We start from the raw sequence: 24512 nt of genomic DNA, 5'->3' as shown, positions 1-24512 counted from the left end.
GCAGAATGGCCCCATGCGACTCCCAGGATCCGCGGCTTAGGTAGCGGTTTGTCAGTGGCGTTCACCCAGGACCGCGATCGCGCGCACCGGCTGTGCGCGATCGTGGAACAGCGCGCGGGCCGCTACGCCGACGATGTCGAGGAGGCCATCAACAACGGCACGCTGGCGGGCCGGGAAAGTGAGCTGCTGGACACTTTCGAGCAGCACACGTCGAGCATCCTCGACCGGCTCGCCTCCAGCCGCTGGCCCAAGTCCCACGAGCTGGTCTTCAAGGAGCTCTACGACCGCAAGCCCGACCACCTCGCCAGCGAGTGCCGCCGCACCCTGCTGGTCGCCCTGCTCGCCGCCGAGGTCGAGTTCCACGGCCCGCTGAAGCTGACCCAGGCGCAGAACTCCGACCTCGCCGCGATCCTGGAGGAGCTGGGCGCGGAGTGCCTGGTCGAGAAGCTGCACCTGCACGCGGCGGAGGCGTTCGACCGCGCCGCCGAGATCCACCTGCTGACCAGGGACAACATCGCCCGCGACCGCTGCCTCTACCGGCGCAACCTGGCCCGCCAGCGCATCGAGCGCTCGGCAGGGCGCAGGGCACTGCTGTGGATCTCCTGGCTGACCTGCGGCTACGGGTACAAGCCCTACCGGCTGCTGCTGTGGGTGCTCATCCAGCTGGTCGTCTTCGGCATCACCCTGGTCGTCGTCGCCCGGGACCAGAGTCCGCTCACCAGCCTGCACATGGTGCTCACGAACTACCTCAACCCGGCGGGCGGCGGCGACACGAACGGGCTGCCCGCCGCGGCCAAGAGCCTGCTGCTGACCGAGAGCTACGTGGGCGCCCTGTCGCTCAACATCTTCTTCGCGCTGCTGGTGCGGCGCTGGTTCCGCTAGTGCCGGGCTTCCTGCAGGGCCGAGAGCGTCCGCATGGACACCTGGTCGCGCATCCACGCCACCTGCCGGTCCCACGACTCGGTGAACCCCGGCGTCGTCTCCAGCTCCTGCCACAGCGGCCGCAGCGCCAGGTCCACGTGCGCCCCCGGCATCCACAGCCGGACCAGCAGGCTCAACGCGGCGTTGAGCACGCCCATCGGGTCGGCGCCGATGGCCATGTCCCGCTCCGCCTGCCCGACCACGTTGCCCAGCGCGGTGTAGAGCCAGTCGTGCAGCGCCAGGTCCTCGCAGAACCGCGCCGCCTCGCCCAGCAGGTCCGGCGGCACGACCACCTGCAGCGTGCGCTGGACCTCGTCGTCGATGTGCAGCCGCACCGACGGCCGCTCGTCCTCGCGCGCGACCGCAGTCCAGCGCAGGCTCGTCGGCCGGGTGCGCAGCCCGGTGCGGTGGTCCAGCTGCGGGCGGCCCTGCACCTGCGTCAGCAGCCGCTGGCACACCGCGCCGAGGTCCATCGTGTCGGCCTGCCTGCCCGGCCGGTGGTAGCCCGCGAGCACCTGCTCGGCCGTCACCCCGCCGAGCACCTCCACCACCCCGCGCCTGCGCGCGTAATGCGCCCACGGCTTGCGCTCGCGGTCCGCCGTCCACTCCAGACGAACCCGCGCGGACGCCTGCGCGACCAGGCCGCCGACGACCACCGCGTGCGCGGCGACCGTGCCGATCCCGCGGGCGCGGACGCGGGGCTCGCTGGCGATCGCGCAATCCACCCCGATCACCGTCTCCGGCGACACCGTCCGGTTGATCGGGCGGTCGGTGGCCGTCACCTGCCTGCCCGGCCGCAGCGACAGCAGGTCGGCGACCGCGTCGCGGGGCAGCGGGAGGGAGTTGTGCAGCAGGCTCGTGCGCACCTCGCCCAGGATCACCACGCCCGCTCCGCCCGGGACTCGGCGGGCTCGATGAAGACGTGCGCCACCCGGTCGGTGAGCTGGGTGGGCAGCCGCAGGCCCTCGGCCTCGGCCCGCCGCGCGGTCTGCGCCACGACGGCGTCGTCGAGGTCGAGGTGGTCGAGGATGACGGTGACCGCGTGCTCGATCTTCAGGTACGTCTTGGGCAGGATCGACGCCGTGCGGTACGCCGAGAACGGCTGCGGCCGCTCGCTGAGCTGCACGACCGCGGGCAGGTCGCGCCAGTGCCTCGGCCAGCTGCCCGACCACGGCTGCGGCTGGGCAACCGGCTCGCCCGCGTACCGCAGCTGGCCCAGCCGCACGAGCTGCCAGACCGCGGCCAGGAACGGGCAGGACCACTTGCGCTCCACCCGGCGCACGCCGTCGACGGTGACCGTCTGGTCCTTCCACAGCTCCACGTCGAGGAAGATCGAGTGGTTGCGCTTGCCGAACTCCTCCGCCGGCGCCCACGCGACCGCGGGCATCATCGCCTGGCGGCCGGTGTTGTCCGGCGAGCGCTCGCCGTTGCACAGCCAGCCGGAGTCCTGCACGGGCGGGCGCGACCCCGTCGTGCCCACCGGCGGCTCGGGCAGCAGCATCGCCGCGGTGACCTCGGCCAGCGGCACCCGCTCGGCCTCGTGGCAGCCCGCCTCGCGCGCCAGGTAGTCGATCTGGATGCCGCACTCGGCGGCGATGTCCAGCAGCTGCGGCACGATGACGGACGGGTCGGTGTCCGGGCGGAAATAGTCGTCGATGAGGAAGCAGGTGCTGATCCTCGGCTTGACCCCGCCCAGCTCGACGGCCTGCGCCTGGCGGACCGCGGTCAGCCAGGGCGCCACCCTGCGGAACTGCGTGCGGATGCGCTCCTCGCCGCCGAGCAGGTCCTCCATGTAGAGGTGGCCCACCTCGACCGACAGGTGCGACAGCGCCACCTGGCGCGGCTCCGGCTTGGCCGTGGCCTCGGTGTAGACGGGCGTGTCCAGGCTGCTCACGCCGCCTCCCCGACAGTGCGGACCCGCTCGCCCCCAGCGCCGTGCGGATCCGGGGGCGCTGTGCCCGGCGGTCCGCTCGCGAGCTCGCTCACATGCCCTCCCACACCGCGTCGTCGGACAGCCGGGCGGCCAACTCGCGGAACGCCTCCACCGTCGCGTGGTTGGCGATCTTGGTGGACACGTCGGAGTCGGAGATCAGCTGCTCGCGGTATTGCAGGACCGGTTCGACCGGGGTCATGCCCAACACTCGGCTCTTGCCCAGCCGCTTGTCAACGGCTAGTTTGCGCAGCTCCTCGTCGTAGGTGAACAGCCAGGTCGCCTGCGCGGCTGTCTGCCCGGGATTGTGCTCCTTGAGGTTGGGCACGGCGATCCGGACGAACCGGATGGCGTCGCGCAGCGCCTCGGGGTCGTGGCCCGCGCTCGCCCCGATCTCGACGATGCCGCGTTCGCCGTAGACCAGGCCGTGGGCGGCGACGATGTGCTGGCGCGTCCAGCGGTGGAACACCAGCCAGCGGGTGGTGATCGCGCGCATCATCGGCTGGGCGGTGGCGGCGAGCACCATCTCCAGCGCGGTCGAGCGGCCCGCGCTCAGGTCGACCACGCAGACCGAGTACTCCTGGTCGAGCCGGGTCAGCAGCTCGGCGCAGCGGGTGGTGGCCGTGTCCGAGATGGCGAACTCGGCCCCGCCCATCTCGCCGGGGTAGAACGACAGCCTGCCCGCGCGGACGTTGGCCCCGCGCAGGTCCGCGCGGTCCGTGGCGTGCCAGACGTCGAGGTGGCGCGGGTCGGTGATGCCGTCGGTGAAGTAGGTGTGCAGCCCGTCGCGCTCGATCCCGCGCTCGGCCCTCGGGATGTCGAAGATCGCGCCCGCCGTCGGCGAGCCGAAGTCGAAGTCCAGGTAGGCCACGTCATCGCGCTGGGCGAGGTGGAAGGCGATGTTGCAGCTGGTCACCGACCGGCCGGTGCCGCCCTTGTCCGACGAGGCGAAGACCAGCACTACGCACTCCTCGCCGCGTTGTCCCTGGCCACCGCCAGCTCGTCGAGGCCGCGCAGGGCCTCGAGCGCCAGCGCGTTGGCCGTCGCGGGCCGCTCGATGAGGATGTCGGCCGCCCGGTTCAGCTTGGTCTCGATCTCGGCCAGGCGCACGCTGCGCGCGGAGGTGTCGTCGATGTCGGAGTCGAGCAGCAGCCGGTTGAGCAGCTGTTCGGCCTCGTGCAGGACCTCCTCTGCCCGGGCGCGCATGCCGGGGCTGCGCAGCGGCTCGGCCTCGAACGTGCGGGCCGCGGTGATCAGCGCCTCGATCACCCGTTCGGTGAGGTACCAGGACGGTTCCTTCTCCGCTGGCCGGGTCTCGTGCGGGAACAGCGGCGTCGGGTCGTCCCACAGGCCCGCGGCGTCGCCGCTCTCCAGCCGCCGGGCCATCAGGTGGTCCAGGGTGGCCTTGGCCAGGCGCATCAGCCGGTCGCGGGAGTCGCGGTTGCCGGAGAGGGCCGCCGCCTGCAGGCACCGCTTCATCAGCAGCGGGGCGAAGTCGCGGGCGTACCAGTACAGCTGCGGGCCCAGTTCGGCCGAGCCGCCCAGCCGCATCCGCACGCCGGGCACGTGCATCTCCACCGACGGGTCGTTCTGGGTGACGCGCCGGGTGATGCGGCCGCGCTGGGCCAGCGACTCGAACACGACCACCGCGCGGTTGAGGTCGTCGTCGGTGGCCTGGCGGGTCTCCAGGTCCTGCACCAGCACCGCGGAGACCAGCAGCGAGTAGTAGTCGGACTCGTCGCCGTCCGAGGTGCGCCAGGGGATGTCCTCCAGCGGCCACACCTCGCCGAAGCGGGCGATCGTGGACCAGTACCGCTGCGTCAGGTCGAACCGGATGCGCAGCGCCTCGGTGAGCCGCCGCTGCTCGTCGTCGAGCAGGTTGAGCTCCAGCGTGCGCTGCGAGCGGAGGTCGTTGATGCCGTCGAGGGCCAGCACCGTCGAGTAGAGGTACGGACGGGCTTCGGCCACGCCCGCGACCGTGCAGATGGAGGGCTGCTCGTCGAAGGCGCACTTGTCGAGGTCGAGGTCGACCGCGGTCGCGTTCGACACGATGCCCCAGCCCCAGCCGATCTCGAAGAGCCTGCTCTCCTCCTCGAGGTCGCCGTCGACGGTCACGCCGGTGCGGACGTCCTCGAGCAGCCGGTTGCGGACGCGCTGGAGCCGGTCGCGCAGCCGGGAGACGACGATCTGGTCGGGGTCGTCGCGCTGGTTGACCATGGCGAGCATGGCCGCGCGGACGGGCCGGTCGGCCTCCTCGATGCCGACGGTGTTGACCACGAACGAGCGCAGCATGCCGACGAGCGCCGCCGTCAGCCGCTTGCTCAGCTCGGTCTGCAGGACGCCGATCTTGGCCACGAGCGCGGGCCTGCGCGATGGCGGCTTGTAGAGCCGGAGGAAGCCGAGCGCGGCCAGGCAGAGCGAGACCGACATCGAGTAGGACTCGACCAGGCCGAGCCGCAGCTGCTCCTCCGAGGGCTCGGGGCCGTCGGTGACCAGGTAGCCGCGGCCGCCGAAGTGCGGCTCGCCGTCGACGGTGTTGCGCCGCAGGTAGTCCTCGATGACCTCGATGACCCGGTACGGGATCGTGCGCGGGTCGCCGAAGCGCTCCAGGGCCTTGGTGGCGTCCTCGGCGATGATGTCGGGCTGGTCCAGCGCCAGCGCCGGGACCTCGGTCGCCGGGTAGAGCAGGCACAGCAGCTGCTCGGCGTCGCTGATGGAATTGGACTCGTCCCGGCCGCGCCATTCCCAGGAGCCGTTCTGGAACGACGACCGGATAACCGACCGCCAGATATCGAGGATCTGTCGTCTCGGTTGGATTCTCATAGCGGCCACCCTGGAACGAGAAGACGCGAGGAAAACGGCTGCTGATCACCGCGGCGCGGCGGAGCGAACCGTACCATGGTCATCTGACCTCCTTCGCGTGGGCCGGACGATGTTCACCAACGGATGAATCGCGGGCGGCGGGCACCCCCGAAGCGCGACCGCACGCGACAATCATCCCGGTGTAGCCCGCGCGCAGACTCGTGCCGTTCGCCTCGACCCGGTTGATGGCGACATCGGTGGCCCGCCCGGCCAGACAACGGCCGACATCGGCGCCGTCGACGGCGACAGCGGGAAACCAGACCCCGCCGACCTCGAATCCGACCGAATTCTCCATGCACGCGATCGCGAAAGGCGCGCCCGGCCGCAGCACGGCCAGAAAACCGCGCACCGCGTCGGCGAATTCCGCGCGTTCGGCGGTGATGGACTCGGCGACGAAGAACATGGTGCCCATGTCCCACGTGCCCGCGGCGGGGTCGAGCGCGAACACGCTGCCTTCGGCGATCTCCACCCGCTCGGCGAGGAGCCTGCGCGGGTGCCCGCCGAGCCGGGCGTACGGGTCGCGCTCGCGCAGCAGCGCCCAGAAGCCGGACCACACCGGGTCCCACGACGGCCACTCGGCGGCGTTCTGCTCGGTCAGCCACTCCAGGTTCGACTTGGCGTACTCGTAGAGCGTGATGGACTCGCAGAACGGCAGCATCGACAGCGCGGGATAGAGGTTCGCCCCGGTGCCCACGTCGATGCCGCGCAGGCCGCCGCGCCGGTCCCGCGAACGCCCGGCGTCGCCGAGGAAGTCGCGGACGAGTTCGAGCACCTGCCGGTCCTCGACGCGGACATGGGCGTAGTTGCGCGCGAGGTAGTCGCGGGGGTCGAACCGGTACCAGGGCGCGTCGGCGTTGCGCTGTCCTTTTCCTGCCACCTTGCCCCCTTGTTCCCCGAATGCGGCGAAATCCGCCGGTGTGCTCCCAACATCATCGGGGTAGGGGTGCACGCCTGGCGATCGCCGAGATGGCCCAATGTCGCGCTGAGTAGTAGTTGCTACTCCATGTTTCACCTCCTCCGCCTGCGGTAACTCGATAAACCATGGAGCGGAACGTGCTGGTGGTCCGGTCGGACAGCGACGGAGACGTGCTGACCGCCGGGCCCGCGGTGCGCGCGGCCGCCGCGAGCGCCCGGGTCACCCTGCTGTGCGGCCCCTCGGGGGAGCGCGCGGCCCGGATGTTGCCCGGCGTAGCCGAGGTGTCCGTGTGGGACTGCCCGTGGATCGCCGCGGACCCGCCGCCGGTCGTCGAGTCCGAGGTCGGCGCGCTGGTGGCCTGGATGCGGGCGGGCCGCTTCGACGCGGCGCTGCTGCTGACGTCGTTCCACCAGTCGCCGCTGCCGATGGCGCTGCTGGCGCGGCTGGCCGGTGTGCGGTTCATCGCCGCGGTCTCCGAGGACTACCCGGGGTCGCTGCTGGACGTGCGGCTGCGCCCCGGGTCCGATGTGGAGGAACTGGTTCCCGAGCCCGAACGCGCGCTCGCCGTCGCCGAGGCGGCGGGGTTCACGCTGCCGCCGGGGGATGACGGCAGGCTGCGGGTGTGCGGCGTCGAGGAGGCCGCCGACCTGCCGAGGCCGTACGTCGTGGTCCACCCGGGCGCTTCCGCGCCCGCGCGCGCCTGGTCGCCGCACCGCTGCGCCGAGGCCGTCGCCGCGCTGGCCGAGCGCGGGCACCGGGTGGTGGTGACCGGCGGGCCGGACGAACGCGCGCTCACCGCGCGCGTCGCCGGGGCGCACGGGATCGACCTGGGCGGGCGCACGAGCTTCCCCCGGCTGGCCGGGGTGCTGGCGGGCGCGGACGCCGTGGTGGTCGGCAACACCGGTCCCGCGCACCTGGCCGCGGCCGTCGGCACGCCCGTGGTCTCGCTGTTCTCGCCGGTCGTGCCCGCCGCGAAGTGGGCGCCGTACCGGGCGGAGGTCGTCCTGCTGGGCGATCAGCACGCCGCGTGCGCTGGCACGCGGGCCAAGGAATGCCCCATCCCGGGGCATCCGTGTCTGGACGGGGTGAGTGTGGAGGAAGTGGTGTCCGTGGTGGACGAACTGGTGGGAGTGCGGGCATGAGGGTGCTGATCTGGCACGTGCACGGCGGCTGGATGGACGCGTTCGTCCGGGGCAGGCACGAGTACCTGCTGCCGGTCGCGCCCGGCGGCGGCGCCTACGGGCTGGGCCGCGCGGGCCGCGACTGGCCGGTGTCGGTGCGCGAGGTGCCCTACGCGGAGCTGGCCGACGAGTCCATCGACGTCGTCGTGCTCCAGCGGCCCGAGGAGGAGCAGCTGACGCGCGGGCTGACCGGGCGCGTGCCCGGCCACGACCTCCCGGCGGTGTTCCTGGAGCACAACACCCCGCCCGCGCCGAACACCCGGCACCGCATGGCCGACCGGCCGGACCTGCCGCTGGTGCACGTGACCCACTTCAACGACCTGATGTGGGACTGCGGCACGACCCCGACGACCGTCGTCGAGCACGGCGTGCCCGACCCGGGGCACCTGTTCACCGGCGAACTGGCCGCCGCCGCCGTCGTGTTGAACGAGCCCGTGCGCCGCGGCCGGGTGACCGGCACCGACCTGCTGCCGCGCTTCGCCGAGGCGGGCAGGCTCGATGTGTTCGGCATGGGGCTGGAGCGGCTTCCGGAGACCGTCGGCCTCGACAGCGACGCGCTGCGCACCATCGGCGACCTGCCGACCGCGCGGCTGCACGCCGAACTCGCCCGCCGCCGGGTCTACCTGCACGTCACGCGGTGGACGTCGCTGGGGCTCTCCCTGCTCGAAGCCATGCACGCCGGGCTCCCACCGGTGGTGCTGGGCACGACCGAGGCGGCGCGGGCCGTCCCGCCGGGCGTCGGCGTCGTGTCCACTCGGGTCGCCGACCTGGTCGAGGCCGCCGCGAAGCTGCTCGGCGACCGCGTCCTGGCCGCCGACACCGGGGCCAGGGCCCGTGAGCACGCGCTCACCCACTACGGCCTCGGCCCGTTCCTGGAGACCTGGGACGGCGTGCTGGCGCATGCCGCCGCTGGAACCGGAGGTGCAGCATGAGGATCGCTATGGTGTCCGAGCACGCCAACCCGCTTGCCGCGCTCGGCGGAGTGGACGCGGGCGGGCAGAACCTGCACGTGGCCGAGCTGTCGGCGGCGCTGGCGCGCCGGGGGCACGACGTCACCGTCTACACGCGACGCGACGACCCCGACAGCCCGGAGGAGGTCGCGACCAGCGCCGGGTACCACGTCGTGCACGTGCCCGCCGGTCCGGCGATGCCGGTGCCCAAGGACGATCTGCTGCCGCACATGGGCGAATTCGCCCGGTACCTGCGCGACCGGTGGACCAGGCAGCCCCCGGACGTGGCGCACGGCCACTTCTGGATGTCCGGGCTGGCCACCGTCGTGGCCGCCGACGGGCTGGACATGGCGTCCGTGCAGACCTTCCACGCGCTGGGCGTGGTGAAGAAGCGCCACCAGGGCCGGGCCGACACCAGCCCGCCGGAGCGGGTCCGCATCGAGCGGATGGTCGGCACCCGCGTCGACCGCGTTGCCGCCACCTGCTCCGACGAGGTGTTCGAGCTGGTGCGCATGGGCGTGCCCCGGGAGCGGATCTCGGTCGTGCCGTGCGGCGTGGACCTGGGCAGGTTCACCCCGGACGGGCCGACAGCCGCGCGCGGCCGCCGGTTCCGCGTGGTCAGCGTCGGCAGGCTGGTGCCGCGCAAGGGGTACGCCACGCTGGTGCGCGCGCTGCCGTCGGTGCCCGACACCGAGCTGGTGATCGCGGGCGGCTCCGGCCGCACCGACGACCCGGAGGCCCGCGCGCTGCTGGAGCTGGCGACGTCGCTGGGCGTCGCCGACCGGGTCCACCTGGTGGGCCAGGTCTCGCGCGCCGACATGCCCGCGCTGCTGCGCTCGGCCGACGTCGTGGCGTGCGTGCCGTGGTACGAGCCGTTCGGCATCGTGCCGCTCGAGGCGATGGCCTGCGGCGTCCCCGTCGTGGCCGCCGCGGTCGGCGGGCTGACCGACACCGTGGTCGACGGCGTCACCGGCGTGCACGTGCCGCCGCGCGACCCGAGGGCGCTGGCCGCCCGGCTGCGCGAGCTGCTGCCGGACGACCTGCGCCGCACCATGCTCGGCGTCGCGGGCGCGGACCGGGCGCACGCCCGGTACGGCTGGGACCGGATCGCCGCCGACACCGAACGCGTCTACGAGCGCTGCGCCCGCCCGTCCGGGGCGGCCGTCCGCGAGGCCGTGGGGGAGAACCGATGATCGACGACCGCATCGACGAGATCGCCAGCGCCCTGACGTTCGTGCGCGGCCAGACCGACCTGCTCACCCGCTGGGGCCGCGAGCTGGCCGACCGGCTGGCCGCGGGCGGCAGGCTGCTGGCCGCGGGCAACGGCGGCTCGGCCGCCGAGGCCCAGCACCTCACCGCGGAGCTGGTGGGCCGCTTCGACCGCGACCGCCGCCCGTTCTCGGCGCTGGCGCTGCACGCGGACACCTCCAGCCTGACCGCGATCGGCAACGACTACGGCTACGCCGAGGTGTTCGCCCGCCAGGTCGAGGCGCACGCCCGTCCCGGCGATGTGCTGGTGCTGCTGTCGACCAGCGGCCGCAGCGAGAACCTGCGCCGGGCCGCGCTGGCGGGCGTGCGGGCCGGGACGACCGTGTGGGCGATGACCGGCCCGCCGCCGAACCCGCTGGCGACCGTCGCCGACGAGGCCGTCTGCGTGCCCGGGTGCACCGCGACCATCCAGGAGATGCACCTGGTGCTGGTGCACCTGCTGTGCGCGGCGTTCGAGCAGGCGCTCGCGGTGCCGCTGCCGCGGAGGGCGGTGCGGGCGTCATGAGGCCGAGGCTCGTCGTCGTGGGCGACTCGCTGCTCGACGTCGACATCACCGGCGCGGTGTCCCGGGTCTGCCCGGACGCCCCGGTCCCGGTGGTGGACGTGGCCGGGGAGACCGACCGCGCGGGCGGGGCCGCGCTGGCGGCCACGCTGGCCGCCGCGGACGGCGCGTCCGTCCGCCTGGTCACCGCGATCGCCGACGACGCCGACGGCGACCGGCTGCGCGCGGCGCTCGCGGGCGTCGACGTCGTGGCTGGCGCCGCGGCGAGCACGCCGGTCAAGGCGCGCGTGCGCTGCGCGGGGCAGTCCCTGCTGCGGCTCGACCGCGGCGGCGACGGGCCGCCAGCGCGCGCCACCGACGAGATGCTCGACGCGGTGCGCGACGCCGACGCCGTGCTCGTGTCCGACTACGGCCGCGGTCTCGCCGCCTGCGAGCGGCTGCGCGCGGTCCTCGCCGAGGTGGACGTGCCGGTCGTCTGGGACCCGCACCCGCGCGGGCCGGAGCCGGTGCCCGGGATCACGCTGGCCACCCCGAACCTCGCCGAGGCGACGGCGTTCGCGGGCACCGGCGACCCGGAGGCCGCCCGGCTGCTGCGGGACCGCTGGCGGGCAGGCGCGGTCGCGGTCACCACCGGGGCCAGGGGCGCGCTGCTGGACCGGGGCAACGGCGTCGAGCCGGTGCCCGCGGCCGCCGTCGACGCTGCCGACACCTGCGGCGCGGGCGACCGCTTCGCCGCGGCCGCCGCCGACGCGCTGATGCGCGGCGCCGACACCTACGCCGCCGTGGAGGCCGCCGTGGCCGCCGCGAGCCGTTTCCTGGCCGAGGGCGGGCTCTCGGCGAGCAGGCCGGAGCCGACGCCGGAGGCGCTCATCGCGGCCGTGCGGGCGCGGGGCGGCACCGTCGTCGCCACGGGCGGCTGCTTCGACCTGGTCCACGCCGGACACGCCCGGACGCTGGCCGCCGCCCGCGCGCTGGGCGACTGCCTGATCGTGTGCCTCAACTCCGACGAGTCGGTGCGCAGGCTGAAGGGCCCGCGCAGGCCGATCATGGGCGAGGCCGACCGCGCGGCGCTGCTGCGGGCGCTGGCCTGCGTGGACGCCGTCGTCGTCTTCGGCGAGGACGACCCGCGCCGGGTGCTGGCCCGGCTGCGGCCCGACATCTGGGTCAAGGGCGGCGACTACGACCCCGACGACCTGCCGGAGGCGGACCTGGTGCGCGGCTGGGGCGGCCGCGTCGTGACCACCCCGCTGCTGCCCGGCCGCTCCACCACCCGGCTCGCGGGCGCGCTCGCCGAGGCGGGCTAGCGAGGAGATCTCCCGCGACAGCGGGACAAGAAGGGAGATGACGTGACAGCCAATCCTGGCCGTGTGCTGATCAGCGGCGGGGCGTCCGGACTGGGGGCCGCGATCGCCGACGCGGTGGCCGCCCACGGCGGAATCCCGCTGGTGCTCGACAAACAGGCTCCGTCCGGCCCAGCCGAGTACCGCACGGTCGACGTCACCGACAGCGCCGAGACCGAGCGCGCCGTCGCCGAACTGGCAGCCGACGGGCTCGACGCCGTCGTCACCGCTGCGGGCACCGACGCCTGCGGCGCGCTTGACCAGGTGTCCACCGCGGACTGGGAGCGGGTCGTCAGGGTCAACCTGATCGGCACCGCCGCCGTCGTCCGCGCCGCGCTGCCCGCGCTGAAGCGCTCGCACGGCCGCGTGGTCACCGTCGCGTCCACCTTGGGCATCCGGCCCGCGGGCGACGCGACCGCCTACTGCGCCTCCAAGTTCGGCGTCGTCGGGTTCACCCGGGCGCTGGCGATGGAGACCGCGGGGGAGGTGGGGGTCACCCTGCTGATCCCCGGCGGCATGCAGACGCACTTCTTCGACGACCGCCCCGACCAGTACAAGCCGGGCGCGGACGCCGTGCTCAACCGGCCGCAGGACGTCGCGGCCAGCGTGCTGCACGCGCTCTCCGCGCCGCGCGGCTGCGAGATCCGCGAACTGGTCGTCTGCCCGGACCGGGAGCCGTCATGGCCGTGACCGAGCTGATGCCGCACACGGAGCCGTACCAGGTCGTCGACCGGGCCGAACGCGCGTTCCCGGCGTGGGCGGCCACGGACCCGGCCGAGCGCGGTGCGCGGCTGCACCGGGCGGCCGACGCGATGGCGGCCCGCCTGGACGACCTCGCCGAGGCCAACCACGCCGACACCGGCAGGCCGAGGGACGAGGCGCGGGCGTCGGTGGAGGCGGGCATCGGCACGCTGCGCCAGTACGCCGAACTCGGCCCGCTGCATCGCGGCCGGGCGCTGCAGGGCGGCTGGAACGCCACCGACCTGATGATCCCGCAGCCGCGCGGCGTCGTGGTGGCGCTGACGCCGTGGAACGACCCGGTCCCGGTGGCCTGCGGGCTGCTGGGGGCCGCTCTCGTCACCGGCAACACCGCCGTGCACAAGCCGAGCGAACGCGCGTGCCGGACCGGCGCGCTGCTCGCCGAACTGCTGGCCGAGGCGCTGCCGGAGGACGTCGTGCAGACGGTGTTCGGCGCGGGCGAGGTCGGCGCGGCGCTCGCTGCCAATCCGCACGTCGCCGTCGTCGCGCACGTCGGCAGCACGCATACCGGCCGGTCCATCGCGATGGCGGCCGCGGCGACGGGCGCCAAGGCGCTGCTGGAGAACGGCGGCAACGACGCCGCCATTGTGGACTGCGACGTCGACCCGGCGTGGGCGGCGGCGCAGGTCGCGCTCGGGGCGTACGCCAACGGCGGTCAGGTCTGCACGTCGGTGGAGCGCGTGTTCGTCCACCAGGACGTCGCGGCGCCGTTCCTGGACGCGCTGGTCAAGGAGGCCGAGCGGTGGAACGACACGCTCTGCCCGCTGGTCGACGCCAACCACCGCGCCGGGGTGCACCGCCAGGTGACCGACGCGGTCTCCGCGGGCGCCGCGCTGGCCACCGGCGGCACGCTCCCGTCCGGAGCGGGCTCCTGGTACCCGGCGACCGTGCTGACCGACTGCACGCCGGTGATGTCGGTCATGACCGAGGAGACCTTCGGGCCGGTGGCCCCCGTGATGGTCGTGTCGGACTTCGCCGAGGGCCTTGCCCTGGCCGCCGAGGACCGGCATGGGCTGGCCGCCAGCGTGTTCACCGCGGACATGGCCAACGCGCAGCGCGCATGGCGCACGCTGGACGTCGGCACGGTCAAGGTCAACGCCGTCTTCGGCGGCGCGCCCGGCGGGGCGGCCCAGCCCCGGCGGCTCAGCGGCACCGGCTTCGGCTACGGGCCCGAACTGCTCGACGAGATGACCACCACCAAGGTCGTCCACCTCAGCCCGCCCGGGGGAGCGCCGTGACCACCCACGCCATCACCGCCGACCTGCCGCGCAGGCTGGCCGCGCGCAAACCGAGGATCGCCGTCATCGGCGACGCCATCCTCGACGTCTGGCTGGAGGGCGACGCAGGCAGGCTCTGCCGCGAGGCCCCCGCCCCGGTCGTGTCCGTCCACACCAGACACGCCGCGGCGGGCGGCGCGGCCAACACCGCCGTGAACCTCGCCGCGCTGGGCGCGGAGACCACGCTGGTCGGCGCGATCGGGCCGGACCAGGCGGGCGCGGAGCTGCGCGACCTGCTCGACGCGGCGGGCGTGGACACCCACCACCTCGTGGTCGGTCCGCAGACCGTGGTCAAGCACCGGGTCCTGGCCGCCGACCACCTCATGGTGCGCTACGACGAGGGCGAGGTCGGTGAACACGACGCGACGACCTGCCAGGCCATCGCCGAGAGCGCCGCGCACGCGGTCGCCGACGCCGACGCGGTCGTGCTCTGCGACTACGGCCTCGGCGTCTGCGGGCCCGTGCTGGCCCGCTTCCTGGACAAGCACCGCGACGGCTTCCCGCTGCTCGTCGTCGACGCCCACGAACCCGCGCGCTGGGCCGGGATCCGGCCGGACCTCGTCACCCCCAACGCCGCGGAGGCCGAGGGCCTGCTCGGCGAGCCGCTGCCCGCGGAGGACCGCGTGCGCGCGGTGATCGAGCTGGGCGAGCGGCTGCGCGCGGCGGCCGGGGCGAAGGCCGTGGTGGTCACCCTCGACCGCGAGGGCTCGGTGCTGGTCGACGACGGCCCCGGCCACCGCACCTGGGCCGAGCCCGCGCCGGAGAGCCAGGCCGCGGGCGCGGGCGACACGTTCTGCGCCGCGCTCACCGTCGCCGCGGCGGCGGGCCTGCCGCTGTCCACGGCGGCCGAGCTCGCCCAGACCGCGGCCGATATCGTGGTCCACCGCCCCGGCACGTCGGTCTGCACGACCGAGGACCTGGCAGCGCGCCTCGGCGCGCACCAGGGCGCCGCGGTCGCCGCAGCGGAGCTGGCCGACCTGGTGCGCGCGCACCGGGCGCAGGGGCGCAGGGTCGTGTTCACCAACGGCTGCTTCGACATGCTGCACCGCGGCCACATCGCCTACCTCAACCAGGCCCGCCGTCTCGGCGACGTGCTGGTCGTCGCGGTCAACGGCGACGCGAGCGTGCGCAGGCTCAAAGGCGACGGCAGGCCGGTGAACCCCGCGGCCGACCGGGCCGAGGTGCTGGCCGCGCTCAGCTGCGTCGACCACGTCACCGTGTTCGACGAGGACAGCCCGGCCGAGCTGATCCGATTGCTGCGGCCGGACTGCTACGTCAAGGGCGGCGACTACACCGAGTCGATGCTCGACGAGGCCGCCGTGGTGCGCGAGTGCGGCGGCGAGGTGCGCATCGTGGACTACGTGCCCGACCAGTCGACCAGCGCGGTCATCGACCGGATCGTCAGCCAGGCGGGCCGATGAGCGGGCTCGACGTCCTGGTCCCGACCTGCGACCGGCCTGTCGAACTGGCCACCACCCTCGCCGGGCTCGCCGCCCAGGACGCGGAGTTCGGGGTGGTCGTCAGCGACCAGTCCACCGGGGACCCCGGCTGGGACACCCCGTCGGCCAGGGCGATGGCCGCGGTGCTGCGCGAGCGCGGCTGCCCGGTCCGGTTCCTGCGCCACGTGCCGCGCCGCGGCGTCGCCGAGCACCGGGCGTTCCTGCTCGACCAGAGCCGCGCGCGGTACGTGCTGTTCCTCGACGACGACGTGTGGCTCGCGCCGGGCACGGTGACGCGGCTGCGCACCGCCATCGAGACCCTGGGCTGCGGCCTGGTCGGCGCCGCGGTGCAGGGACTGTCCTATCTGGACGACGTGCGGCCGGACGAGCTGGCGCCGTACGAGGAGTGGACCGGGCCGCCCGAGCCCGAGCGCATCGAGCCGGGAAGCCCGGGCTGGCGGCGGTGGACGCTGCACAACGCGGCCAACCCCGCGCACCTGGCGCGCCGACTCCGCTTGCGGCCGGGGGAGTGGCGGGCGTACAAGATCGCGTGGGTGGGCGGCTGCGTGCTGTTCGACCGGGCGGAGCTGCTCGCCTCCGGAGGGTTCGGCTTCTGGCGTGATCTGCCCCCGCGGCACTGCGGCGAGGACGTCGTGGCCCAGTGGCGGGTCATGGCGCGGGCGGGCGGGGCCGGGATCCTGCCGAGCGGCGCGGTGCACCTTGAGGCGCCGACCACCATCCCCGACCGGGAGAACGAGGCGCGCGACTGCGTGCACGTGTACCGGAACGGGTGACGGGGTACGTCGCACCTGATGCCTACCCCTGGAGGATGTGTGCGTTCGGCGACCGTGTTCGTACTGGGCCTTGACGAGGCGAATCTGGAACTGCTGCGGCAGGTTCCCGACGCCGACCGCTACGAGTTCCACGGCCTGCTCACGATCGGTCAGCTCCAGGGCGGTGACATCCCGATCGACGACCTGCTGGCCGAGGCGTGCGCGGTCCTCGACGACTTCGACGGGCCGATCGACGCCATCGTCGGCTACTGGGACTTCCCGGTCAGCACGATGCTCCCGATCCTGCAGCGCCGGTACAACGTGCGCGGCGCGCCGCTGGAGGCGGTGCTCAAGTGCGAGCACAAGTACTGGAGCAGGCTCGTGCAGTCCGAGGTGATCACCGAGTACCCGCCGTTCGCGCTGGTCGAGCCGACCGACCCGAACCCACCCAGCGGGGTCGACTACCCGTTCTGGCTCAAGCCGGTGAAGTCGTTCTCCTCCGCGCTGGCCTTCGAGGTGACCGACTTCGACACCTTCACCAAGGCGCGCACCGAGATCGCCGACGGCATCGAGCGGGTCGGCGAGCCGTTCGAGCACCTGCTCGCCCAGGCCGACCTGCCGAAGGAGATCGCCTCCGTCGGCGGGCAGGTGTGCCTGGCCGAGGCGGCGATGTCGGGAGCGCGCGCCGCCGTCGAGGGGTACTGTGTGGACGGCAAGGCCGTCGTCTACGGCGTGCTCGACTCGCTGGTCTACGACGGCGTGTCGAGCTTCCTGCGCCACCAGTACCCGTCGCAGCTGCCCGAGTCGACGCAGCGGCGGCTGTGCGAGGTCGCCGAGAAGGTGATCGAGCACATCGGCCTGTCCCCGGCGACGTTCAGCGTGGAGTTCTTCTGCGACCCGGCGACCGACGAGGTGTGGCTGCTGGAGATCAACCCGCGGCACTCGCAGTCGCACGCGGAGCTGTTCCTGCACGTGGACGGGGTGCCCAACCACCAGCGGATGCTCGCGGTCGCGCTGGGGGAGGACCCGGCAGTGCCCGCGGGCGGCGGGAAGCACGGGATCTCCGCGCTGTGGTACCTGCGCCACTTCTCCGACGGCGTGCTCACCGGGTCGTTGGAGGCCAGGGAACTGGAGCCGGGCGTGCGCGTGCACTGGCGGGTCTCGTCGGGGGACCGGCTGACCGTCGGCGACAGCTACAGCCACCTGCTCGCCGAGATCACCGTCGGCGCCGAGGACGAGGACGACCTGGTGGCCAAGTACGAGCGGACGGTGGCGGCCCTGGACTACCGGGTGGAGGAGGCGTGATGCGCTACGAGGTGGCCGTGGAGGACACCACGATCCCGGTCTCCGACGGGATCGAGCTGGCGGCCCGCGTCTGGCGGCCCCGGTCGGCCGGTCCGGTGCCCGCGGTGCTGGAGTACATCCCCTACCGCAAGGGCGATCTGACCTCGGTGCGCGACGGCATCAACCACCCCTATCTGGCCGGGCACGGCTACGCGTGCGTGCGGGTGGACATCCGCGGCTCGGGCGACTCCGGCGGCGTGCTGACCGACGAGTACCTGGAACTGGAGCAGCGCGACGCCGAGGACGTGCTCGCCTGGCTGGCCGCGCGGCCGTGGTGCGACGGGCAGACGGCGATGATGGGCATCTCCTGGGGCGCGTTCGCCGCCCTGCAGGTCGCCGCCCGCAAACCGCCCAGCCTGCGCGCGCTGTGCATCGCGTCGTTCACCGACGACCGCTACGCCGACGACATGCACTACATGGGCGGCTGCCTGCTCTCGGACAACCTCGCCGAGTCCGGCACGATGTTCGCCTACAGCACCTGCCCGCCCGATCCGGCCGGGGTCGGCGAGCGGTGGCGCGACATGTGGTTCGAGCGCCTGGCCGCCGCCGGGCCGTGGGCCGCGCACTGGCTGTCCCACCAGCGCCGCGACGACTACTGGCGGCACGCTTCGGTGTGCGAGGACTACTCGGCCATCCAGGTCCCGGTGTTCGCCGCTTCCGGGTGGGCGGACGGCTACTCCAACGCCGTCCTGCGGCTGATGGCCCGGCTCGACGTGCCGCGCCGGGGGCTCATCGGGCCGTGGTCGCACAAGTACCCGCACCTCGGCCAGCCCGGGCCCGCCGTCGGCTACCTGCAGGAGGTCGTGCGCTGGCTGGACCGGTGGCTGCTCGGGCGCGAGAACGGCGTGGACACCGAACCGGTGCTGCAGACCTGGATGCAGGACAGCGTCCCGCCGTCCACCTCCTACCAGGAGCGGCCCGGGCGGTGGGTTGCCGAGCCAGCGTGGCCGTCGCCGCAGGTGGAGACCGTGGCCTGGCCGATGGCCCCGTACCGGCTCGGGGTGGGCGAGGACGCGGCGATCAGCGTGTCGTCCCCGTTGAGCCTGGGGCAGTTCGCGGGCAAGTGGTGCTCCTACAACGCCCCGCCCGACCTGCCGTACGACCAGCGCGAGGAGGACGGCGGCGCGCTCGTGTTCGAGACGCCGCCGCTGCCCGAGCGGTGCGAGATCCTGGGCGCGCCGGTCGTGCGGCTCGCGGTCTCCGCGGACCGCCCGGTGGCGATGGTGGCCGCCCGGCTGTCCGACGTCGCGCCGGACGGCGCGGCGACGCGGGTCAGCTACGGGCTGCTGAACCTCTCCCACCGCGACGGCCACGACGATCCCGCGCCGGTCGAGCCGGGCGAGGTCTACCACGTCGAGGTCCCGCTCAACGGCGTGGCGCAGACCTTCCCGGCGGGACACCGGATCCGATTGTCGTTGTCGAGTTCGTACTGGCCCCTGGCGTGGCCGCCGCCCACCGCGGCCACTGTGACCGTGCACACAGGGGAGAGCTCGCTGCTGCTGCCGGTGCGCACCGACGGCGGGACCGCTCCCGCGCTGCTGGAGCCGCCCGACGGCGCCGAGCCGCCGGAGACCGAGCAGCTGACGCCGCCCGCCTACCACTGGCGGGTCAGCCGCGACCTCACCGACTACCGCAGCTCGCTGGATGTCCTCAAGGACAACGGTTTCCTGCGATTCGCCGACTCCGGCATGGAGGTCGGCAAGCACGTCCAGGAACGGTACTGCTGGACCGCCAACGACTTCACCTCCGCTGCGGGCGAGACCGACTGGACCATGACGTTCCGCCGCGGCGACTGGGTCGCCCGCGTGCAGACGCGGCAAAAGCTGACCTGCACGGAAACGGAGTTCGTGCTGCACGCCCATCTCGACGCCTACGAGGGCGACGACCGCGTGTATTCGCGGGACTGGCGGCACAGCTTCCCCCGCGACCATCTGTGACCGTCTCCGCCGCCGTGACGCGCGCTGAGGGGTAAGGCGTCGGCGCAGCGGGTACGTCCGTGGCATGCGTACTGCGGCGGTGCTGTTCGACCGCGACGGAACCCTGGTGCACGACGTCCCGTACAACGGGGACCCGGCACTGGTCCGTCTCATGCCGTCCGCGCGCGCGGCGGTGGACGAGGTCCGGCTGCGGGGCCTGCGCACCGGGGTGGTGTCCAACCAGTCCGGGGTGGCGCGGGGCCTGCTGACGCCGGGCCAGGTCGCGGCCGTGAACGCCCGCGTCGATGAGCTCCTGGGCGGGCTCTGCACCTGGAAATGGTGCCCGCACGGACCCGACGACGGGTGCGTGTGCCGCAAACCCCAGCCCGGGCTGATCCTGTCCGCCTGCGTCGACCTGGCCGTCGACCCGGCCGACGTCGTCGTCATCGGCGACATCGGCGCGGACGTCGAGGCCGCGGCCGCGGCCGGGGCGCGGTCGGTGCTGGTGCCCACCCCGCGGACGCTGCCCGCCGAGATCGCCGCGGCCCCGCTGGTCGCGCCCACCGTCCTGGACGCGGTGCGGCTGGCGCTGCCCGCGCCGGAAGGAGACCGCCATGTCGCCAGCTGACCTCGTCCGCGAGCCCGGCCCGTTCGCCACCGTGCTGCTCGACGCGAGCCACGACACCGAGGACGCGCTCGACCTCGCCCGCCAGCGCTGGCGGGCGGCGGCGGAGGGCCTCGCCGAGGCGGGCGCCGACCCGTCCTCGATCGCCCACCTGGAGCGCGCGTGGACCGAGGACCTGCCCCCGCGCGGACGGGCGGGCAGGCTGATGGTCGCCGACTCATCGCGCGTGCTGCTCGACGTGCTGCTGCCCAGCCCGCCCGACCAGCCGCAGAGCCGCTACGGCGTGCTGCCGTACGTGCTGCCCGCGCTGGCCGCGGGCCAGGCGCCGCCGCACGTCGTGCTCGTCGTGGACAGCACCGGGATGGACTACCGCGTCGTCACCTCCGACGGCACGGCCGAGGACACGGTCCGCGGCGAGGACCACCCGGTCCACAAGATCCCCGGCGGCGGCTGGTCGCACCTGTCGATGCAGCGCCGCGTCGAGGAGACCGTGCGCCGCACGATGCGCACGGCGGCCGACACCGCCGCCGAGGTCGCGCGCGGCGCGGGCGCCCGTCTGGTCGCCGTCGCCGGCGAGGTCCAATCGCGGGCCGCGCTGTGCGCGGAGCTGCCCGAGTCGCTGCACGCCGTCGAACTCGACGCGGGCAGCCGCTCGGCGGGCGCCGACGAGCAGAGGCTGGAGGCCGAGGTCGCCCGCGCGCTGGCCGAGATCGACGCCGCCGACCACCTGGCCGACCTCGACCACTTCCGCGAGCAGACCGGCGTGCGCGCCGTGGACGGCCTGCCCGACGTCGTCGAGGCGCTCCGCGCGGGCAACGCCGAGCTGCTGCTGATGCCGATGGACATCGACGGGACCGCCTGGGTCACCCCGGGCGCGCCCGAGACGATCTCGCTGGAGTCCGGCGATGTCGAGTGCCGGTTGGACGAGTGCCTGCCCGCCGCCGCCCTCGCCGTCTCCGCCAGGGTGCGCGTCGTCGGCCCCGAGATCGACCTCCGCGACCGCGTCGGCGTGCTGCGCCGGTACGCCTAGTGCCATGTCCTTCCGCGACCGGCTCGCGGTCACGGCCCTGGTGCACCTCGCACTGGCGCTGTTCGCTCCCGCGCAGGCCGGGCAGACGTGGGCGGTCACCCTGGCGGTGTCCGTGGTCTTCCTCTGCGGGGCCGCGATGAAGCAGCCCGACGAGGAGAACCGCGACCAGCGCTCGCCCTGACCCGGCGTGACCGGGGCCCAGGCTGGGTACACCGCAGGCGTGCGGCGCAGCGATCCGTCCAAACCCGGGATCACCAGACGGCGGCAGGGCCGGGGCTGGCGCTTCCTCGATCCCACCGGGCGTCCGTTGAGCCCGGAGGAGACCGAACGCGTCCGCTCGCTCGCGATCCCGCCCGCCTGGCGGGACGTGTGGATCTGCCCGCACCCGACCGGCCACATCCAGGCCGTGGGCACCGACGACGCGGGCAGGCGGCAGTACCTCTACCACGAGCAGTGGCGCAAGCAGCGCGACGAGGCCAAGCACGAGCGCGTCCAGGAGCTGGCCGTGATCCTGCCCCGGTTCCGCGCCGCCGTCCACGACGACCTGTCCTCGGACGGCCTGACCTGCCGCCGGGTGCTGGGCGGGGCGCTGCGCATGCTCGACCGGGGCGTCTTCCGCACCGGCGGGGAGGAGTACGCCGAGGAGAACGGCAGCCACGGCGTCGCCACGCTGCTGCGTGAGCACGTGGTGCTCCGGCGCGGCCTCCTGGTGTTCGACTACCCGGCCAAGAGCGGCCTCCAGCGCGCCGTGTCCCTGAACGACCCTGAGCTGTCCGCTCTCGTGCGCTCGCTGAAGCGCGTCCGCACCGGAAGCGACCGCCTGCTGGCCTACCGCGAGCGCCGAGGGCAGTGGCGCGAGCTGCGCTCGGGAGAGATCAACGACCGCTTCAAGGAGCTGACCGCCGCGGACTACACGGTGAAGGACCTGCGCACCTGGCACGCCACGGTGGTGGCCGCCATCGGCTTCGCGCGGGCCGAGGCGGCGACGTCGCAGCGCGCCCGCAAGCGGGTCGACGCCGCCGTCATGGACATGGTCGCCGACGACCTGGGCAACACCAGGGCCATCGCCCGCAAGTCCTATGTGGATGCCCGGGTGGTCGAGGCGTTCGCCGAGGGGCGCACCATCCGGGCGACCCTGGACCGCACCGGCGACGACCTGACCGACGAGGCCACGCGCCAGCGGATCGAGCGGGCGGTCCTGAAGCTGCTGGACAGCTGAGGTTTCCTGGGCGCCACGCGGGGTACGCCAAGAAGTGGCAAGGAGGTTGCGATGACTCAGGAACTCGACTTGGTCCCGCTCCAACGGACCGCCCCGGACGACGACGTGGACCTGATCGGTGGCCGGGCCACCACCTGGACCGATCCGGCGCCACCGGAGGACGAGGGCTACGAGCCGACCATCATCCGCGGCCGCGAGTAGCCGACGCCGAGACGCCGGACCCGGCCCGCGCGATCGTCCGGTCCGCACGCTGGTCCGCACAGATGTCCGCTGCCCGCATCGACCGCGGGCAGCGGACAGTGCTTCTCACGCTTCTCCCGTGAAAGGTTCTTCCGGGACCGCCGGGGAACTCACCGCCGGGCCTTCGCGGTCTCCTTGCGGTTGGCCTTCTCCAGCGCGTCCACCAGTTCGGACTTGCTCATCGACGAGCGGCCCGGGATGTCCATCCGCTGGGCCAGTTCGTACAGGTGCTTCTTGCTCGCGTTCGCGTCGACCCCGCCCGCGGTCTTGCCGCGGCGGGACGAGGCGCCTCGGGCGGCCTGCTTGTCCGACGGGCCCGCGTCGTCCTTCTGCTCCCAGTGGTCGCCGACCTTCTCGTGGGTGTGCTTCAGGGCGGCGAACGCCGTGCGGTGGGCGCGCTCGCCCTCGCCGTAGGTGTCCACGGCGGAATCGTGGGCCTTCCCCCAGGTGCGCTGGGCCTTCTTCGACGAACGGCGCAGCGTGCTGGGCATCTCCTTGCTCGCGGGCATGGACCAACCTCCTCACTCGGCACGAACGGGGTGCCCGCGGGCGCGGCCGGTGAAACTACAGATCGAGTTCCCGCTCGATGGCCGCCAGCTCCTCCGGCGTGCCCTCCACCTTGGGGCCGGTGAACCAGCGCCGGGCCGAGACCAGCCACCAGGTCCCGGCGAAGCCGAGCACCACGAGCACCGCGACCGGCGTGTAGTTGAACGTCTCCGCGGTCACCGGGCTCACCTGCGGCAGCATGAACAGCACGGTGATGAACCCGACCCACACCACCGCGACGATCCCCACCGGCCTGCTCCACCGGCCCAGGCTCCACGGCCCCGCCTCGAACCGGTCGCCCTGTCGCAGCCGCAGCAGGGTCGGCAGCACATAGGCGATGTAGAGCCCGATGACGGCGATCGAGGTCACCGCCGCGTACGCCGTCTCGTTCCACAGGTACGGCAGGCCGAGCACGAACGCCCCGCCCGCGGCGAGCCAGACGGCGTTGGTGGGTGTGCGGGTGCGCTTGTTGATCCGGTGCCAGAACGCCGAGGCGGGCAGCGCGCCGTCGCGGGAGAAGGCGTAGATCATCCGCGAGTTCGCCGTCACCGACGCCATGCCGCAGAACAGCTGCGCGCCGATCGCGATCAGCAGGAGCAGCTTCCCACCCGTGCTGCCGAGGGCGTCGATGAAGATCTGCGCGGGCGGGACGCCGGTCTCGCTGTTCAGGGCGCCGTCGTAGTCCTGGATGGCGAACGTGATGCCCAGCAGCAGGACCCAGCCCGCGACCAGCGACACCACGATCGACATGACGATCCCGCGCGGGCCCGACCGCGCCGCGCCCCGGGTCTCCTCGGTCATGTGGGCGGATGCGTCGTACCCGGTGAACGTGTACTGCGCCAGGAGCAGGCCGAGCAGCCCGACGTAGAACGCGGACTCCCACCCGGTGTTGTTGACGAACGCGCCGAACACGAAGTCCGCCGACTGGTGCCGGTCGGGCACGACCACCAGCGCCGTCACGATGACCGCCACGCCGAGCAGGTGCCACCAGACGCTGACCTTGTTGAGCAGGGCCACCAGCCGCACCCCGAAGGTGTTCAGCAGCCCGTGCACCGCCAGCACGACGCCGAAGATGAGGATGGTGTGCTCCGGCGTCGCCGCGAACCCGAACTGCAGGTCCAGGAACGCGTTGATGAACGACGCCGCCCCGAAGTCGATGCCCGCGGTGACGGCGACCTGGCCGAGCAGGTTGAACCAGCCGGTGAACCACGACCAGGCGGCGCCGTTGCGCGGGGCCAGCTTGGCCGCCCAGTAGTAGAGCCCGCCCGCGGTCGGGTAGCTGGAGCAGACCTCGGCCATCGCCAGGCCGACCAGCAGCGTCATCATGCCGACCAGCGGCCAGCCCCAGACGATCATCGCGGGGCCGCCGGTGTTCATGCCGAACCCGTAGAGGGTCAGGCAGCCGGAGAGCACCGAGATGATCGTGAAGGACACCGCGAAGTTGGCGAACCCGGACATGGACCGGGAGAGCTC

General features: G+C 73.5%; 24 protein-coding genes. 17 read left to right on the top strand and 7 right to left on the bottom strand.

Annotation, left to right across the window (positions count from 1 at the left end; genetic code table 11):
- The first annotated feature begins 54 nt into the window (after nucleotides 1-54).
- A complete protein-coding gene (locus tag Actkin_RS17825; protein WP_189210657.1) occupies nucleotides 55-882 on the top strand; it encodes a hypothetical protein in 828 nt (275 codons plus the stop codon).
- Here the strand turns inward: Actkin_RS17825 and Actkin_RS17820 are convergent.
- From Actkin_RS17820 to Actkin_RS17800, 5 genes are all read right to left on the bottom strand, one after another.
- Complete coding sequence (locus Actkin_RS17820) at nucleotides 879-1805, bottom strand: SCO2521 family protein (protein WP_189210656.1); 927 nt, start codon at nucleotides 1803-1805, stop codon at nucleotides 879-881. The genes Actkin_RS17825 and Actkin_RS17820 overlap by 4 nt on opposite strands.
- Complete coding sequence (locus Actkin_RS17815) at nucleotides 1799-2815, bottom strand: SCO2522 family protein (RefSeq protein ID WP_258903483.1); 1017 nt, start codon at nucleotides 2813-2815, stop codon at nucleotides 1799-1801. The genes Actkin_RS17820 and Actkin_RS17815 overlap by 7 nt, the downstream gene beginning before the upstream one ends.
- Nucleotides 2816-2903: 88 nt before the next feature.
- Nucleotides 2904-3812 carry an SCO2523 family variant P-loop protein gene (locus Actkin_RS17810; RefSeq protein ID WP_189210655.1) on the bottom strand — a complete coding sequence of 303 codons (909 nt, stop codon included), beginning with the start codon at nucleotides 3810-3812 and terminating at the stop codon, nucleotides 2904-2906.
- On the bottom strand, nucleotides 3812-5674 hold the full coding sequence (locus Actkin_RS17805; protein ID WP_258903482.1) for an SCO2524 family protein: 1863 nt from the start codon (nucleotides 5672-5674) through the stop codon (nucleotides 3812-3814). The genes Actkin_RS17810 and Actkin_RS17805 overlap by 1 nt, the downstream gene beginning before the upstream one ends.
- Nucleotides 5675-5753: 79 nt before the next feature.
- A complete protein-coding gene (locus tag Actkin_RS17800) occupies nucleotides 5754-6590 on the bottom strand; it encodes an SCO2525 family SAM-dependent methyltransferase (protein WP_258903481.1) in 837 nt (278 codons plus the stop codon).
- Nucleotides 6591-6754: 164 nt separating this feature from the next.
- On the opposite strand from Actkin_RS17800, the gene Actkin_RS17795 reads away from it, so the two are divergent.
- From Actkin_RS17795 to Actkin_RS17720, 16 genes are all read left to right on the top strand, one after another.
- Nucleotides 6755-7771: a glycosyltransferase family 9 protein gene (locus tag Actkin_RS17795; RefSeq protein ID WP_189210652.1), complete on the top strand. Its 1017-nt coding sequence runs from the start codon at nucleotides 6755-6757 to the stop codon at nucleotides 7769-7771.
- Nucleotides 7768-8742, top strand: coding sequence for a glycosyltransferase (locus Actkin_RS17790; RefSeq protein WP_189210651.1), 975 nt, complete (start codon nucleotides 7768-7770; stop codon nucleotides 8740-8742). The genes Actkin_RS17795 and Actkin_RS17790 overlap by 4 nt, the downstream gene beginning before the upstream one ends.
- The gene (locus Actkin_RS17785; protein ID WP_258903480.1) at nucleotides 8739-9953 is read left to right on the top strand and encodes a glycosyltransferase; all 1215 of its coding nucleotides are present in this window, start codon (nucleotides 8739-8741) and stop codon (nucleotides 9951-9953) included. Before Actkin_RS17790 ends, Actkin_RS17785 begins: the two co-directional genes overlap by 4 nt.
- On the top strand, nucleotides 9950-10534 hold the full coding sequence (locus Actkin_RS17780) for a D-sedoheptulose-7-phosphate isomerase (protein WP_189210649.1): 585 nt from the start codon (nucleotides 9950-9952) through the stop codon (nucleotides 10532-10534). Before Actkin_RS17785 ends, Actkin_RS17780 begins: the two co-directional genes overlap by 4 nt.
- The gene (locus Actkin_RS17775; protein WP_258903478.1) at nucleotides 10531-11835 is read left to right on the top strand and encodes a PfkB family carbohydrate kinase; all 1305 of its coding nucleotides are present in this window, start codon (nucleotides 10531-10533) and stop codon (nucleotides 11833-11835) included. The genes Actkin_RS17780 and Actkin_RS17775 overlap by 4 nt, the downstream gene beginning before the upstream one ends.
- A gap of 42 nt (nucleotides 11836-11877) precedes the next feature.
- Entirely contained in the window at nucleotides 11878-12561 is a 684-nt protein-coding gene (locus tag Actkin_RS17770) for an SDR family oxidoreductase (protein WP_258903476.1), read from the top strand.
- Nucleotides 12552-13868, top strand: coding sequence for an aldehyde dehydrogenase family protein (locus Actkin_RS17765; protein WP_396122744.1), 1317 nt, complete (start codon nucleotides 12552-12554; stop codon nucleotides 13866-13868). Before Actkin_RS17770 ends, Actkin_RS17765 begins: the two co-directional genes overlap by 10 nt.
- Nucleotides 13865-15328, top strand: coding sequence for a D-glycero-beta-D-manno-heptose 1-phosphate adenylyltransferase (gene rfaE2, locus Actkin_RS17760; protein WP_258903474.1), 1464 nt, complete (start codon nucleotides 13865-13867; stop codon nucleotides 15326-15328). Before Actkin_RS17765 ends, rfaE2 begins: the two co-directional genes overlap by 4 nt.
- Nucleotides 15325-16140 (top strand): glycosyltransferase family 2 protein, encoded by an 816-nt coding sequence (locus Actkin_RS17755; protein WP_258903473.1) that lies wholly within the window; start codon nucleotides 15325-15327, stop codon nucleotides 16138-16140. Before rfaE2 ends, Actkin_RS17755 begins: the two co-directional genes overlap by 4 nt.
- 39 nt (nucleotides 16141-16179) lie before the next feature.
- Nucleotides 16180-17424 carry an ATP-grasp domain-containing protein gene (locus Actkin_RS17750; protein WP_309569069.1) on the top strand — a complete coding sequence of 415 codons (1245 nt, stop codon included), beginning with the start codon at nucleotides 16180-16182 and terminating at the stop codon, nucleotides 17422-17424.
- Nucleotides 17424-19400 carry a CocE/NonD family hydrolase gene (locus Actkin_RS17745; protein ID WP_258903471.1) on the top strand — a complete coding sequence of 659 codons (1977 nt, stop codon included), beginning with the start codon at nucleotides 17424-17426 and terminating at the stop codon, nucleotides 19398-19400. The genes Actkin_RS17750 and Actkin_RS17745 overlap by 1 nt, the downstream gene beginning before the upstream one ends.
- A gap of 64 nt (nucleotides 19401-19464) precedes the next feature.
- Nucleotides 19465-20007 (top strand): D-glycero-alpha-D-manno-heptose-1,7-bisphosphate 7-phosphatase, encoded by a 543-nt coding sequence (locus Actkin_RS17740; protein WP_189210642.1) that lies wholly within the window; start codon nucleotides 19465-19467, stop codon nucleotides 20005-20007.
- Nucleotides 19994-21034: a baeRF2 domain-containing protein gene (locus Actkin_RS17735; protein ID WP_258903470.1), complete on the top strand. Its 1041-nt coding sequence runs from the start codon at nucleotides 19994-19996 to the stop codon at nucleotides 21032-21034. Before Actkin_RS17740 ends, Actkin_RS17735 begins: the two co-directional genes overlap by 14 nt.
- Nucleotides 21035-21038: 4 nt before the next feature.
- Nucleotides 21039-21215 carry a hypothetical protein gene (locus Actkin_RS17730; RefSeq protein WP_258903469.1) on the top strand — a complete coding sequence of 59 codons (177 nt, stop codon included), beginning with the start codon at nucleotides 21039-21041 and terminating at the stop codon, nucleotides 21213-21215.
- Nucleotides 21216-21254: 39 nt separating this feature from the next.
- The gene (locus Actkin_RS17725; protein ID WP_258903468.1) at nucleotides 21255-22253 is read left to right on the top strand and encodes a DNA topoisomerase IB; all 999 of its coding nucleotides are present in this window, start codon (nucleotides 21255-21257) and stop codon (nucleotides 22251-22253) included.
- Nucleotides 22254-22304: 51 nt separating this feature from the next.
- Entirely contained in the window at nucleotides 22305-22454 is a 150-nt protein-coding gene (locus tag Actkin_RS17720) for a hypothetical protein (RefSeq protein ID WP_189210638.1), read from the top strand.
- Nucleotides 22455-22603: 149 nt separating this feature from the next.
- On the opposite strand, the gene Actkin_RS17715 is transcribed toward Actkin_RS17720, so the two are convergent.
- On the bottom strand, nucleotides 22604-23002 hold the full coding sequence (locus Actkin_RS17715; RefSeq protein WP_189210637.1) for a ChaB family protein: 399 nt from the start codon (nucleotides 23000-23002) through the stop codon (nucleotides 22604-22606).
- 55 nt (nucleotides 23003-23057) lie between these two features.
- Entirely contained in the window at nucleotides 23058-24497 is a 1440-nt protein-coding gene (locus tag Actkin_RS17710; RefSeq protein ID WP_258907949.1) for an amino acid permease, read from the bottom strand.
- Nucleotides 24498-24512 lie beyond the last annotated feature (15 nt).

Origin of the sequence: Actinokineospora sp. UTMC 2448, assembly GCF_024760565.1 — a bacterium.
Lineage (GTDB): Bacteria > Actinomycetota > Actinomycetes > Mycobacteriales > Pseudonocardiaceae > Actinokineospora > Actinokineospora fastidiosa.
This window is presented reverse-complemented; position numbering and strand designations above follow the sequence as displayed.